Genomic DNA, 13,629 nt, shown 5'->3' with positions numbered 1-13,629 from the left:
GTGGTCTAATTGAAAGTCGAGGAACTAGTATCGTACGGGCTGAGCAGGGAGTATATTGATATCCTTAAAGCGAGAGGCATAAACGAGCTGAACCCGGTTCAGGAAGAAGCTGTTAAGAAAGGAGGCTTGTTCACGAACAGGAATATGCTTATCGTTTCTCCAACCGCTAGCGGTAAGACTCTGATAGGCGAGATAGCTATTGTTAGAGCCGTAGAAAGTGGTTTGAAAGGCGTGTACCTTCTACCCCTGAGGGCTATTGCGAACGAGAAGTACACGGAGTTCAAAGTGCTCGAGAGCCTTGGGTTTAGAATCGGTATTTCAACCGGAGACTACGATTCCCCGGCTGAGGAGCTCGAAGACAAAGATATTATCGTAGCTACATACGAAAGGTTCGATAGCTTGTTGAGGATTAAACCGTTCTGGATGAGGAAGGTTGGCATCGTAGTAATTGATGAACTCCATACTATAAACGACCCTGAACGAGGCCCTATTATTGAAATGATAGTAGCGAGGCTGAAGAAGATCCAGACGAGGATTATAGGCCTCTCAGCTACAATAGGGAATCCGCAGGAATTAGCTGAGTGGCTGGATGCTTCTCTCGTAAACATTGATTGGAGGCCTGTGAAGCTCAGAGAGGGTTTCTACGATAAGAGGGCTGGTAGCATAGTCTTCGCAGACGGCGGTTTTGAAGATGTTGAGGAAGAGTTTGGAGAAAGGATCATGGATCTCGTAGCACATTCCGCAAGAAAAGGGCTCCAGACACTTGTATTCGTCCATAACCGGAGGAGGGTTGAAGAGCTGGCACTCGAGGTCTCTAGGGTAGGGTTGTTTAAGCATGTAGAATTAGATGACGCGATACACAGTATGCTTGCAGAGAGCCCTAGCAGGCTTGAGAGAGAAAAGCTACTATCACTAGTTAGCAGAGGAGTCGCGTATCACCATGCAGGTCTATCTCTGCAGGCTAGGAGGGCTGTTGAAGAAGCTTTCAGGAGGAGGTTTGTAAACGTTGTATTCGCTACGCCGACGTTGGCAGCCGGAGTAAACCTGCCGGCGAGGAGAGTAATAGTCTCAGTCAAGAGGTACGACCCTACCTCGTCTAAAACTGTTAGCATACCTGTCTTCGAGTATAAGCAAATGGCTGGGAGGGCTGGTAGGCCTAGGTACGACGATATTGGCGAGGCGATTATAGCAGACGCCAAGAGCAGGGAGGAGGCATTGAAGTATATCAAGTCTCCTCCGGAGAACGTCCAGAGCAAGATTTCAAGCGAGAGAAGCCTTAGAATACATACTCTATCCCTAATAGCTAGTAATGACGCTAGCAGCCTCGAAGACGTGCTGAATATATTCGGCAGCACCCTGGGGTCGCTGCAATACGGTGGCTCAAACCTTTTCTCGCAGAATGTTGAAAAAATCCTAGAATTCCTCGCTAGCACAAATATGGTCGAGAAAACTAGTAGCGGCCTCAAGCCGACTAGGCTGGGGAAGCTGACATCCTATACGTATCTAGATCCTTTAACAGTCTACTACTACCTTTCGTATAAACCCAGTGAGCCAGATGAGCTGGACCTGCTACATATCGTAACAACAACCGTAGACTACGCTAGGAGCAGGCCTTTCATACCAAGCGATATCATCGAAGTATACGAGGAGCAGGCTTTCCAGTCAGGTTTATTCAGGAGGATAGGAGCAGGCAGGCTGAGAGAGGTTGATATCGAGAATATTATAGTAGGGTACGTTCACGCATTAATACTAAGGGACTGGATTAACGAAGTAGACGAGGACAGGATTATTAGTAAATACGAGATAGGGTCGGGAGACCTCTATACTATGAGAGAGACCGCTACATGGATTACTAGCTCTCTAGCTAAAATAGAGAGGTTGCTCGGGGATATCGTCTTCTACCAGAAGCTCAATAAGCTTTCTATGAGGATAGATCACGGGGTGAGAGAGGATGCTTTGGAATTAGTAAAGCTAAGAGGTATCGGTAGGGTTAGGGCTAGAATACTCATATCACACGGTATTAGAAGCCTAAGAGATCTCTCGGCGACACCTAAAAGCAGGCTTGCTTCCCTACCTGGCTTCGGAAGAAAGCTCGTAGAATCGATTAGCGAAGAGCTGAAATCCATGGGGTTTAACGAGCCCCCGGACTAGGTGAATATTAATAGTTCTTCACCGATAATTCGATCCCGGTGTCGATTTTGGAAAAGAATAGTAGGATACCCGGGTTTTATAAGCTACCTGTGGAAGAAAGGCTGAAGATAGTTGCCGAATGGGCTGGCTTAGACGAGGGGGAAGTAAGTATCCTCGGGAATTTCGGGAATCTGCCTAGAGAGATAGCCGATTCCATGGTCGAAAACGTGATCGGGGGTATGACATATCCTTTCGCCGTAGCTGTAAACTTCAGGATTAATGGGAAAGACTACCTGGTACCTATGGTAATTGAAGAACCGAGTGTTGTAGCAGCAGCTAGCAATGCTGCTAGGATGCTTAGAGACGGGGATGGGATTAAAAGTGTTGCCGGTCCCCAGGAGATGATCGGCCAGATACATATCGTAGGTGCTAGAGCGCCATATTATAAAGCTATGAAAATACTAGAGTCTAAACAGGAAATCCTGGATGAAGCCAAGAAGTATTCGGAGACTATTGTCAAACTAGGCGGGGGGCCTAAGGATATTGAGGTAAGGGTTGTGGATTCTAGGATGGGCCCTATCATAACAGTACATATAATAGTCGACGTATTAGACGCTATGGGCGCTAACACTATTAATACCATAGTCGAGAACATAGCGCCTATGATCGAAAAGATCACCGGCGGGGAGGCGAGGCTGAGGATACTATCAAATTACGCGACTAGGAGAATTGTGAGAGCCTGGGCTCGAACCAACCCTGATAACGTAGGCGGGAGGGAGATCGCTGAGAGGATTGTTGAAGCGAGTATAATAGCAGAGGCAGACCCATACAGGGCTGTCACACATAACAAGGGTATTATGAACGGTGTTATAGCCGTAGCTCTTGCTACAGCCCAGGATCATAGGGCGATAGAAGCAGGCGCCCACGCCTACGCTTCTAGGACAGGCGTATACAAGCCTCTTAGCACATGGGAGATAGATGAAGAAGGCTACCTGGTTGGGAGCCTCGAGATACCTCTCCAGGTAGGTACTGTAGGAGGGGCTACCAGGGTTCACCCGGTAGCTAAAATAGCCTTGAAGATCCTCGGGGTTAAAACAGCTAAAGAACTAGCAGAAATTATGGCCGCTGTAGGCCTAGCCCAGAACCTAGCCGCTCTGAGAGCTCTGGTTTCGGAGGGTATTCAGAAAGGGCATATGAGACTCCACGCAAGGAACCTAGCTATTACTGCAGGGGCTACCGGGGAGCTCGTTGAGAAAATAGCTGAGAGGATGATTAAAGACGGTAAGATAACATACGAGTACGCTAGGCAATTGCTTGAAGCGTACTTGCGCGGTGAAAAAGTATAGTGTAATCGCTAAGCTTGTTTTTCCCAAGGTGCACTCGTTGAGAAACTTGATTGGGTTTGTCAGAGCCTATATTAGCGATTTAAAGTATGTTCTATCAGGTAATGTCGGGGTAATGGCTTTATCATGGTTCTTATTCGCTCTAAGCAGCGCTATGGTAATGCCTTTCTTCTCACTTTACGCTAAACGCCTCGGCGCGGGCGATCTCGAGATATCGATAATACGTTCTATTGGTTTGATCGCTCTAGCATTATTCCTACCCCTAGGCGGGCTTCTCACAGACTTATGGGGGAGGGTTAAGCCGATCATAATCGGCACAACCCTAGTCTCCATAGTCCAGTTCCTGTATGCGGTAGCACCCGACTGGAGGTTTCTAGCAGCAGTATGGGTAGTAGATAACGCTAGCCACTTCTACCAGCCTGCTTTAACAGCTATAGTCATGGATTCAATGCCGCGGGATAAGACTATGAAGGGCTTCATGCTCCTAAATGTTTTCTCAAGCATACCATGGCTCTTCATGCCTATTGTAGGAGGCGTATTATACGATATATACGGTGTCACCGGTATAAGATTCGGATTCGTATTCTCGGGGGTTATAGCTCTAGTAGTTACAATTCTACGTATTAAAACCCTCCACGAGACGCTGTCTCCCAGGAATAAGGATTTATCTAGTGTAATCCTTGAGCTAGCAGGTTACAGACCTATTCTGAACAAGGCTATGAAATATTATCTGTACACAGCATTCTTCAACCAGTTGACACTAGGCGTAATCAATACTTTCGGAGCTATATATGCTATCAACAGGCTCGGAATGGACGCAGCCTCGTGGGGTGTTGCTACTACCATCGGCTCAGCGTCATCTATTCTAACATCGCTGGTTCTAACCGCTAGAATATCCCTGCACAGCAAGGGGATAATAGTGTTGTCAAGCATCTTGATAGCAGTATCTCAATTAACATATGCAATCCCATATGTTAGCAGAGAGCTAGTTCCACTAGTATATCTCTCGGCATCTATCTCAAGTATCGGAGGAGCCGTTATCGGAGCATCGATCTCATCGATACTAACACACATATTACCTCCCGAGCTAAGAGGGAGGGCGACAGGTATACAGAGGACTCTCGAAACACTTGGCGGCGCGCTGGCTTCGTACGTAGCAGGGTTAATGTATACATTCCTAAACCCTTTCAACTCCCTACTTGTATCTTTCGTAATCGGGCTGGTTGCTACATGGTATATTTTTTATATAACCTAGGCTCTAAGACATTAATTGTGGTCTAGATGGTTCACGAGTGGAGCCTGGCAGAAGCTGTTGTAAAATATGTTGCTTCTATTTATGGTAATAGGATTAGAACCCTGAGAATTAAAATCGGGGTGCTACAGAATATTGACAAGGATATTTTCACATTCTCTTTAAGAGAGCTTTCAAGCTTATATAATGTGAGCGTAGACGAGCTTGAGATCGTTGACGAGGAGCCAGTATTCAGGTGTAATGTATGCGGGTACGAGTGGAGTCTCGACCCAGGCTCGTTAACGAACGATGTGAGGGAGTCAATACACTTCCTACCTGAATCGGTTTACGCCTACTTTAAATGCCCTAGATGCGGTAGCAGGGATTTCCGGATAGTCAAAGGGAGAGGTGTTGAGGTACTAGAGGTGAGGCCCTATTAGCGCTAGCGATTTCAGAGTAATCGCGGTAGGGAGCAAGCTGAAATCTTTGAAGAAGGCTTTCACAATATTAAGCAGTAAAGGGGGAGTCGGTAAAACTGTTATAGCAACCCTCCTCTCCTACTATGCTGCTGAGAAAGGTTTTAGAATTGGATTGCTAGACCTAGATTTCTCGAATCCCTCGACACACGTAGTTCTAGGTGTCGACCCAGCGAAAATAGAGTATGTAGAGGATAAAGGGATACTACCGTACAAAGTGAACGGGTTAAGCTATGTAACACCTGCTGTATTCACAAGAGACCTCCCTACCCCCCTGCGCGGGGATAGTATTGTAAACGCGATAAGAGAATTGTTATCTATTGTAAGACTAGATAACATAGAGTATCTCATGATAGACACAGCGCCTGGCATGAGCGACGAGCACCTAGAGATAATTTACATGCTAAGGAGATTCATCAACCCAATAGTTGTCACAACCCCCAGCTCTCTATCTGTGAGGAGTGTAGAGAAAATCATTAGCATCCTGAACGAGGCAGGCTTCCGGAATATTATGGTGATAGAGAATATGGGCAGCGGTGTTTTAAAGGCATGGTCTGACCAGCACGGTTTAAACTACCTGGGCTATATACCCTACGAGCCTTCGTTCGAGAATTGTATTGGAGGTATAGGGAGGATAAGGGACTGCCGGCTTAGACCTTTCTTCGAGAAAATACTAGATAATATATTACACTGAGAAAACTAGCTTAATAAAGGAATCGACAAAAAAAGTCTCGTGGTGTTATTTATGAGAGAGCTCGTTTTAATCGATAATCCTCTCGCAAAGTATTATCTGAGTGTCCTTAGAGACAAGAATACGACCCCTAGATCGTATAGGGACGCTGCTAGGAAGCTAGGGTTTATATTAGGCTACGAGATTTCGAGGAGGCTTAGGTGGAGTAAGCTATTCGTCGAGACAAACCTTGCGAAAGCAGAGGGATTGTACCCGTCTAAACCAGTATATATAGTCGGTGTATTAGGAGCTTCAATACCCATGATGCATGGGATATGGGATGCCCTGCCCTGGGCTGGCCTAGGCTTAGTAGGCGCTAAAAGGAATATTGTCAACGGGGATGTCGAAGTAGAGATCTTCTACGAGAGGATACCCAGCGATCTAAGCTTTTACACTGTCATAATAGTTGATCCAACGCTAGCTTCCGGGAGGACCATGGCTAAAGTAGCGGATATCGTATTAGGGAAAGGCGGCAGGGATATTGTTGCTGCGACAATCCTTGCTTCGAAAGCAGGAGTAGAATACTTCTGGAGTAGACATCCCCAGATACCCTTGTACGCTGTAGAAATAGACCCGTTGCTAGACGAGAGATTCTTCATACTCCCGGGTATTGGAGACGCAGGTGATAGGAGCCTTTCATCAGACTACGTGACCAGGTATTGAGGTTAGGATAATAACCCTATTTCGAAAAGGAAGAGTGTCACCAAGCCTACAATGGTCTGGAGGGCAGCAATAAATAATACGACCTCAGGCTCTCTTGCACGACCCTTCAACCTTATTAAAACTCTTATAGCAAAATGTGTTAGGCTATAAGACTTATCGTAAGGAGGAATCAATGTACCGTCTTCTCTCGGGATACCGAAATTCTCTTTGTAAACCCCGTTCCTCAAGCCTCTCAGGAATAACATTAATTCTATAAAATAGAGCGTGAAAAGAGCTAGCGAGAATTTAATAGTCTTGTATACTATGGTAAGAGCAGCAAAGTATGCTCCGACAGAGTATGTGAAAGTATTACCAGGGAATACCCGGGCTGGGTACTTGTTGAAAACCAGGAATCCTAGAATGCTCGCGACCATTATTAACGAGGATATTGTAAGGCCATCAGTGCCTTTGATGATTCCTAGGATACTGGTGAAAAGGAGTAGTAGTATTCCTTGTGCTGCCTCGAGACCATTGTAACCGGCGAGCATATTAAACCCGTTACTAGCCCCTACTACTCCGACCGGTATAAGCACAAGGTAGTAGAATAGACCTAGGTCTACTACGCCTATAAACGGGATAACGACAGTAGGCACCCCTACTTTGAGTACTATTAACGGCAGGGATATAGGGGCCATGAGCAGGATCCTATGGGAGGCTCTCAAACCTTTTTTCCAGCCGAGTAGATCGTCTAGAAAACCAAGGTATCCCGACATGAATGATAGAAGTGAGATAGATGCGAAATCTTTCAGAAGTCCTTGATCGTTTACAATATATGTCTGGAGGCCGATGAAAGACAATAAGCCTATGGCTGTAGCCAGGCTAACCCAGATACCGCCTGCTTCAGCTACATATACTTCGGAGGGTTTATTCATATCCCTGCCGACAAACCCCAGGAGCCTGGCTTTGCTAATCCACCATCTAACGCCTATTAGACTACTCGAGAATGCTATAGCCATAGCTATGATGAGGAACAATGCTTCTAGAAAATCCATTCTTCAATCACCTTTCCACGGGGTATTCAATATCGCGAAAATCTCCTGGGCTCTCTTCTCGCCGATCCCCTCTACTTTCAAGAGGTCTGATATACTCGCATTAGCAAGGTTCCTTATCGTCTTGAAGTATGCTAGTAGTCTCCTAGCAAGAGTAGGGCCAGCTATCCCTTCTACTACGTATAGTATTCGCTGGTTTAGATCCATAGGCTTTTTCTCAACCCTCAGCCTTAATACTCTCTTGTCTCTAGTCTCCCCTAGGCTTTTAGCTTTAGCTACAATCCACTCGATAGTTGCTTCTGCGTTAGGAGTGTTCAATACTGGTATCTTATAATCTAGGATGATGGTATCGAGAACCCTTAGAACGCTCTGTATCCTCCACTCTCTATATTTCTCGAGTACACCAAGCCAGCCCTCTACGATAATCAACGGCTGGTACCCATCCTTCTCGGCAGCTTCTTTCAACAGCTTGGACTGGTCCCATATCCTATTGTCTCTTATGCTGTTAGCTAAGTCATCTACTGTCTTCCTCTCTACGAGAATAGACTGTTTCTCCGGCGGAGCAAGCAAAAGAAAGTCGCCTGCTGGGAGGGCTTGTACAGCCGTCCTCAACCCTCTCATACTAAGAGACTTCCTGAACTCGGGGTGCTTCGAATCCTCTCTGCTATCGATAATCACATCGACAGGCGTGAGCAATACCACTCCCAAAAACATCAGCCTCGCTTAATAAACTATTTATATCGCGTACTCCTCGAATAATTATAGCTCGAGGTAGAATAAATAATCTGCCGGGCTAGGGATTGTTCTGAAACTCTTCGACTCTCTCTTTTTAAGCTCTATATAGGATTCGATAAGGTCTTTTGTGAAAACAGGTTTAAGATAGTCGTTATCGGATTCAAGTTCGTCTAATGCCTCGTCTAGGCTTCTCGGGAGCGTGTTCAAATTCTTACCGTATCTTCCTCTAAATAGATCGTCGCTAATCGGGTCGCCTGGGCTAATCTTTTTCCTGATACCGTCTAGACCTGCTAGTACTATAGCTGGGATCGACAAGTACGGGTTTGATGTCGGGTCCGGGGGCCTGTATTCGATCCTGGATTTATTCTGTAATGGGATGCGTATAGCTGTAGTCCTATTCCCGTACCCCCATGATAGATAGACTGGTGCTTCAAACCCCTCGACGAGTCTCCTGTAACTGTTTACTGTCGGGTTCGTGAAAGCAGCTAGGCTTCTAGCATGCTCTAGTAGGCCTCCTATGAAGTAAAGTGCTTCATCACTATTCTCGTCTCCATCGACAAATATATTGGAACCGCCTCTCCACAGGCTTACATGGATGTGCATCCCGCTACCGTAATCGTCTGGGAACGGTTTGGCTAGGAATATTGGCTTGAACCCTTCGGAAGCTCCGACTACTCTAGCAACGTATTTAAACATTTGTATAATGTCGCATGTCTCGATAGGATTAGATGCCTGTGTAGAGACCTCGACCTGCCCTTTCGGACCGTTCTCTCTATGCACTTTGCTGAAAACTATGTCGTTGGCGATTAGCTGGTCGAAAACCTTGCTTACGAACAATTCTATTTGTGATAACGTGGAGTGATCATATGTTTTAACATACCATAGGGATGAAGCCGGGTAGTCTCCTCCGTTAACCGTATTGATCTCAAGCTTTTGATTCTGGTAGGTTATGCTTGTTTTCACGTCTCTGACCACGTAGAACTCTATTTCAGCCCCTACCCTAGCCTCTAACCCCTGCTCCTCCATGTACCATACAAGTTTCTCAACTACGTACCTAGGGTCTCTAGAATATCTTTCGCTATTAGAAGTGTATAGCCCTGAGATAAAATGCTTGCCCGGGACATACCTGTTTATTTCCAGCGGTTTATTCCTGACAGGTTTGAGGAGTAGATCGCTTTTCTCCACGCTCTCCATACCGAAAACGCTAGACCCGTCTATTATGGTCTGTATTCCTGATAGTAGCTCTGGTTCTTTTTCTACCGCTATACTCACTTTCCTCAAATACCCTGCTAGGTCTGTGAAAAGCAGGTGTGTAAGCATTAGTTGTCACATGGATGTTTTAAACCCAGAACGTTTTTAAACGTTTGTAATGAAAAAATAAATGGGTTTCAGAAAATGAAGGCTTTATCTGGAAGAAATCCGGGGATGCTTGATGAACTAGATAAGATGATCCTGGAAATTTTACGGGAAGACTCTAGCAAGAGTTTGAAAGAGATCGCGGAGAAGACTTCGAAACCTGTTTCAACAATCTACGACAGGATTAAGAAGCTTGTTAAATTAGGCATAATCAAGAGGTTTACGATAGAAATAGATTATTCCAAGCTCGGATACACTATTAAAGCCCTGATACTGTTGAATGTTGATGGAAAACATATCCTCGAAGTCGAATCAGATATCTCGAAGCATCCTAATGTAGAAGCCGTCTATGATATCACCGGAGAGTTTGATGTAGCAGTTATAGCTTCTTTTAAAGAGATAAAAGAACTCGACGAATTTGTTAAATGGCTGCTTAGACACCCGTATATCAGGCAGAGTAGGACAAGTATAGTATTCAGAATAAGTAAAGAAGAGAAGAGGCTGCCTCTATGACCCATGGTCTGGTATCTGTGTGTGAGAACTGCGGGAGAACCTTCACAACAGAGAGGAATATTGTATGCCCTTACTGCGGTGGCTTGGTTAAACCGGTTTTCGAAATCAAGTGGCGTATAACGGAGAGGAAGACAGGCATCTGGAGATACGAGCAATTGCTGCCTAGATTAGGCGTCGAATTATCGCTAGGCGAGGGGCAAACACCTCTTATCAGAGCAGGCAGGTCCATAAACTGGGACCTAGAAGTCTGGTTTAAAGACGAGACTAGGAATCCTACAGGGAGTTTCAGGGATCGTGCAGCTGCTTTAATGGTTAGCGATGCGGTATCCCTGAAGGCTAAACGCATTATTCTAGCGAGCGATGGGAATACCGGTGCGAGCGTAGCAGCCTATGCTGCTAGAGCTGGAATAGGGGTTACAGTATACCTTCCTAAATGGGTTGAGGAAGAGAAGATACTGTTGATGAAATCCTTCGGGGCTAAAGTCATCCTCGAGGACACTAGCCTAGACAAGCTGCTAGAATTCGTTGAGAAGAGGAGCTTGAAAGAAGGACTATACAATGCTTCTAGCACGTACAACTATCTATCGATCCAGGGCTTGAAAACAATTGCTTTCGAGATATACGAGTGGCTGGGCGATACACCTAATGCTATCTACCTACCTCTAGGGAGCGGGCTAACTCTTTTATCCCTATACCAGGGGTTTAGAGAGCTGGTTGAACTAGGCCTGGTATCTAGGCTGCCGAGACTCATCGGGGTGGAGTCGTGTGGTAGACCATTATTCTCCTCAATACTATATAATACGAGACCCTGTGGCGAAGAACCATTGCCCGGTCTAAGATATACGAAGCCAACGATCCTAGAGCATGTGTTAAAGATATTAGAAGAATACGGGGATGTCATTGTTGTCTCGAAGAGAGAGGTTATTGATGCAGCAGAGAAATTGAGCCGGGAAGAAGGCTTGTTTGCCGAAGTATCTTCTGCTGTAAGCTTCGCAGGTTTCTTGAAAAACCCCGAGGACAAAAGCATTGTGTTGATCACAAGCCACGGACTTAAATCGCCTGAAGCATACGCAGGGGCTAGAAGACACAGGTTTACAGAGGTATTCCCAGGGGTAACAAAGAGGCTTATACTAGAGCTATTGAATGAATCGCCTGGTTTAACAGGTTACGAAGTATGGCGTAGGCTAGGGGTTAAGATATCCCCTCAGGCAGTATACCAGCATTTGAGAGAGCTGGCTGAGAAAGGGCTTGTTAAAGCAGTAGAGGTTGAAGGGCATAAGAGGTATTACGTGGTAAAGTGACTTAAACCCTTTCTTAAAGTTTAAACTTTAATAACTTGTCTCCATATAACATTACACGGTGTTTTTAATGAGGAGGGCTCTCGAAGCGGTAGTGTTCACTGTACTAGTATATGTTTCAACTATAGCACTACAGATATACCAGCCTGTTACAGGAGGCTATTTCAACCTCGGCGAGTCGATGATCTATCTAGCGGCTCTCGTAAGCACGCCTCTGGTAGCTGCTATCGCTGGAGGTGTTGGAGCGTCTCTAGCAGACCTTTCAACCGGTTACGCTATCTTCGCCCCAGCGACATTTATTATAAAGTTTGTTGAAGGATACGTAGCTGGTGTGTTGGTAGCCTTGTTTAGGAGGACTAAGCACAAGTCTATTGCAGCTGCTAGTGTTGGCGCAGTCTATGCTGCAGGCTTATACTATGGTGCGCTATACTGGGCTGGCACTATCGAATTCGGGCCTAGTAAATGGCTGACCCTAGCGTTCACGCCTAGCGTATTAACGATACCGCTATATGCTTGGATACTGTTAATAGTACTCCTCGGTGCTCTAGTAGCATACGGCGTCTTCAGGTTCATAGTGAGGTCTTTTGAACCAATAGGCTTGCTACTAGCAGGTTTCATAATGGTAACAGGCTACTTCCTATACGAGTACTTCGTAAGCAACCCGCTGACCGGTAGGCCTCCTGCTAACGCGATCTATGAGATACCTGTAAACATAGGTCAAGCCATTGCCGGAGTCGTCATATCCTTGCCGATAGCTGTATGGCTCTACAGAGCAGGTTTTATAAGAGAAGAGGCTAAGTAGCTTCTTAAAGTGTTGGAAATGGTTTTTTTGAAAGCAGATATCCTCGAAGCAGGCTACCCTAATGGCTTCACTATAAGAGATATTAGTTTCACACTGGACCAAGGCGAGGTACTAGTAGTAACAGGTAGGTCGGGTTCTGGTAAAACAACGCTGGTACGGGTATTAGCCAATTCGATTAGCAGAGTAGGAGGGTACTGGCTTGGAAAAATAGAGTTGCTGGGGAGAGATATTTCGAGAATGTCTGCTAGAGAATTCGTATCCCTAGTATCCTACATTCCTCAAGAACCCTGGTACGGGATAATAGGGTATACTATCGAGTCGGAATTCTGCTATACGAGCCTACTCAAGAATAGGATATGTGAAACAAGAATGCTCGAGCGGGTAGGCTTCGGTAAGAAGGGGGATTTCGTTACCTACGGTCTCAGTGCTGGCGAGTCGCAATTACTGTTGTGGGCCGAGGTATTAGCGCTTAATTCCAGGCTTGTTTTAATGGATGAGCCATTTGTCTACTTAGATGTTGAGAACAGGGGGAAGTTGATCGATTATGTTAGGAAAATGGTTGAAGAAGGAAGGAGTGTTATAGTAGTAGACCACGACCCAATCAGCTGGTCTAGCCTAGACCCAATCGTCATAGTGCTAGACGGTGGCCGTGTATTATACAGAGGCAGGTTGGAAGGGATGGATTTCCAAATGCCTATGCTCGGTCTAAATATTAATAAAGGGTCTGATAGTGTTGTCGAAGCAAATAATATCTGGTTTAGATACCCTGGCTACGACTGGGTTATCAAATCCTCTAGTTTCTCTATTGAAGAAGGAGATTTCGTAGTTGTATCGGGTAGGAACGGGTCTGGTAAAACAACACTGCTTAAAATTATCGCTGGATTACTGAAGCCTTCACGGGGCAGGCTGAAGGTTTCGAGAAACCCTATATACATACCAGAGAACCCTTTATCGTATTTCTCGATGCCAACACCTCTGGATGAACTAAGGTATATGGCTAGAGGAGATGATAACAGGGTTGAAGAAGTTGTAGAAATCTTCGGGTTGAAGAACATACTCGGATCGAAGCTTTCGAAATTAAGCTCGGGAGAGAGGAGGAGGCTTGCTATAGCCTCAGCGTATCTAGGCGGGTTCGATATCTACCTTCTCGACGAGCCGACAGGCGGGTTAGACTACTATAATGTGGCTAAAGTCTTCGACGTAATACAAAGGCTCTTAGACGATAGGAAAACAGTTATAGCGGCAAGCCACGACCCTAGGGTGAGAAAGGTCGCTGGCACGCATCTAACGATCGACGGGGGTGTCGTGAAACGAGTATAGTATC

Annotated in this window: 13 protein-coding genes; 10 read left to right on the top strand and 3 right to left on the bottom strand. The window is 45.7% G+C overall.

What is annotated here, in order from left to right:
• Positions 1 to 9: 9 nt before the first annotated feature.
• Genes ACSU1N_RS00905 through upp form a run of 6 tightly spaced genes read left to right on the top strand, consistent with a single transcriptional unit; the run spans position 10 to position 6,573 of the window.
• Positions 10 to 2,151 carry a DEAD/DEAH box helicase gene (locus tag ACSU1N_RS00905; protein WP_440059750.1) on the top strand — a complete coding sequence of 714 codons (2,142 nt, stop codon included), beginning with the start codon at positions 10 to 12 and terminating at the stop codon, positions 2,149 to 2,151.
• Between the two features lie 47 nt (positions 2,152 to 2,198).
• Positions 2,199 to 3,476 (top strand): hydroxymethylglutaryl-CoA reductase, degradative, encoded by a 1,278-nt coding sequence (locus ACSU1N_RS00900; RefSeq protein ID WP_440059749.1) that lies wholly within the window; start codon positions 2,199 to 2,201, stop codon positions 3,474 to 3,476.
• A gap of 37 nt (positions 3,477 to 3,513) precedes the next feature.
• Positions 3,514 to 4,728, top strand: a complete 1,215-nt coding sequence (locus ACSU1N_RS00895) for an MFS transporter (protein WP_440059748.1) — start codon at positions 3,514 to 3,516, stop codon at positions 4,726 to 4,728.
• A 26-nt stretch (positions 4,729 to 4,754) separates the two neighbouring features.
• Positions 4,755 to 5,144 carry a hydrogenase nickel incorporation protein HypA gene (gene hypA, locus ACSU1N_RS00890; RefSeq protein ID WP_440059747.1) on the top strand — a complete coding sequence of 130 codons (390 nt, stop codon included), beginning with the start codon at positions 4,755 to 4,757 and terminating at the stop codon, positions 5,142 to 5,144.
• 46 nt (positions 5,145 to 5,190) lie between these two features.
• Positions 5,191 to 5,874, top strand: coding sequence for a P-loop NTPase (locus tag ACSU1N_RS00885; protein ID WP_440059746.1), 684 nt, complete (start codon positions 5,191 to 5,193; stop codon positions 5,872 to 5,874).
• 51 nt (positions 5,875 to 5,925) lie between these two features.
• The gene (gene upp, locus ACSU1N_RS00880; RefSeq protein WP_440059745.1) at positions 5,926 to 6,573 is read left to right on the top strand and encodes a uracil phosphoribosyltransferase; all 648 of its coding nucleotides are present in this window, start codon (positions 5,926 to 5,928) and stop codon (positions 6,571 to 6,573) included.
• A 2-nt stretch (positions 6,574 to 6,575) separates the two neighbouring features.
• Here the strand turns inward: upp and ACSU1N_RS00875 are convergent, their stop codons facing one another.
• Genes ACSU1N_RS00875 through ACSU1N_RS00865 form a run of 3 tightly spaced genes read right to left on the bottom strand, consistent with a single transcriptional unit; the run spans position 6,576 to position 9,656 of the window.
• Positions 6,576 to 7,604 carry an MraY family glycosyltransferase gene (locus tag ACSU1N_RS00875; protein WP_440059744.1) on the bottom strand — a complete coding sequence of 343 codons (1,029 nt, stop codon included), beginning with the start codon at positions 7,602 to 7,604 and terminating at the stop codon, positions 6,576 to 6,578.
• Positions 7,605 to 7,607: 3 nt separating this feature from the next.
• Positions 7,608 to 8,315 (bottom strand): ERCC4 domain-containing protein, encoded by a 708-nt coding sequence (locus ACSU1N_RS00870; protein ID WP_440059743.1) that lies wholly within the window; start codon positions 8,313 to 8,315, stop codon positions 7,608 to 7,610.
• A 45-nt stretch (positions 8,316 to 8,360) separates the two neighbouring features.
• Positions 8,361 to 9,656 (bottom strand): glutamine synthetase family protein, encoded by a 1,296-nt coding sequence (locus ACSU1N_RS00865; protein WP_440059742.1) that lies wholly within the window; start codon positions 9,654 to 9,656, stop codon positions 8,361 to 8,363.
• A 105-nt stretch (positions 9,657 to 9,761) separates the two neighbouring features.
• On the opposite strand from ACSU1N_RS00865, the gene ACSU1N_RS00860 reads away from it, so the two are divergent.
• The 4 genes from ACSU1N_RS00860 (at position 9,762) to ACSU1N_RS00845 (ending at position 13,625) form a co-directional block, all read left to right on the top strand.
• Positions 9,762 to 10,205, top strand: a complete 444-nt coding sequence (locus ACSU1N_RS00860) for an Lrp/AsnC family transcriptional regulator (RefSeq protein ID WP_440059741.1) — start codon at positions 9,762 to 9,764, stop codon at positions 10,203 to 10,205.
• Positions 10,202 to 11,506, top strand: coding sequence for a pyridoxal-phosphate dependent enzyme (locus ACSU1N_RS00855; RefSeq protein WP_440059740.1), 1,305 nt, complete (start codon positions 10,202 to 10,204; stop codon positions 11,504 to 11,506). The genes ACSU1N_RS00860 and ACSU1N_RS00855 overlap by 4 nt, the downstream gene beginning before the upstream one ends.
• Positions 11,507 to 11,573: 67 nt before the next feature.
• Complete coding sequence (locus tag ACSU1N_RS00850) at positions 11,574 to 12,305, top strand: ECF transporter S component (protein WP_440059739.1); 732 nt, start codon at positions 11,574 to 11,576, stop codon at positions 12,303 to 12,305.
• 18 nt (positions 12,306 to 12,323) lie between these two features.
• Positions 12,324 to 13,625: an ATP-binding cassette domain-containing protein gene (locus ACSU1N_RS00845; protein WP_440059738.1), complete on the top strand. Its 1,302-nt coding sequence runs from the start codon at positions 12,324 to 12,326 to the stop codon at positions 13,623 to 13,625.
• Positions 13,626 to 13,629: the final 4 nt, after the last annotated feature.

The organism is Thermogladius sp. 4427co (genome assembly GCF_051933805.1).
GTDB lineage: Archaea > Thermoproteota > Thermoprotei_A > Sulfolobales > Desulfurococcaceae > Thermogladius.
Note: the sequence above shows the minus strand (reverse complement) of the source record. Positions and strands in the feature narration are given on the sequence as shown.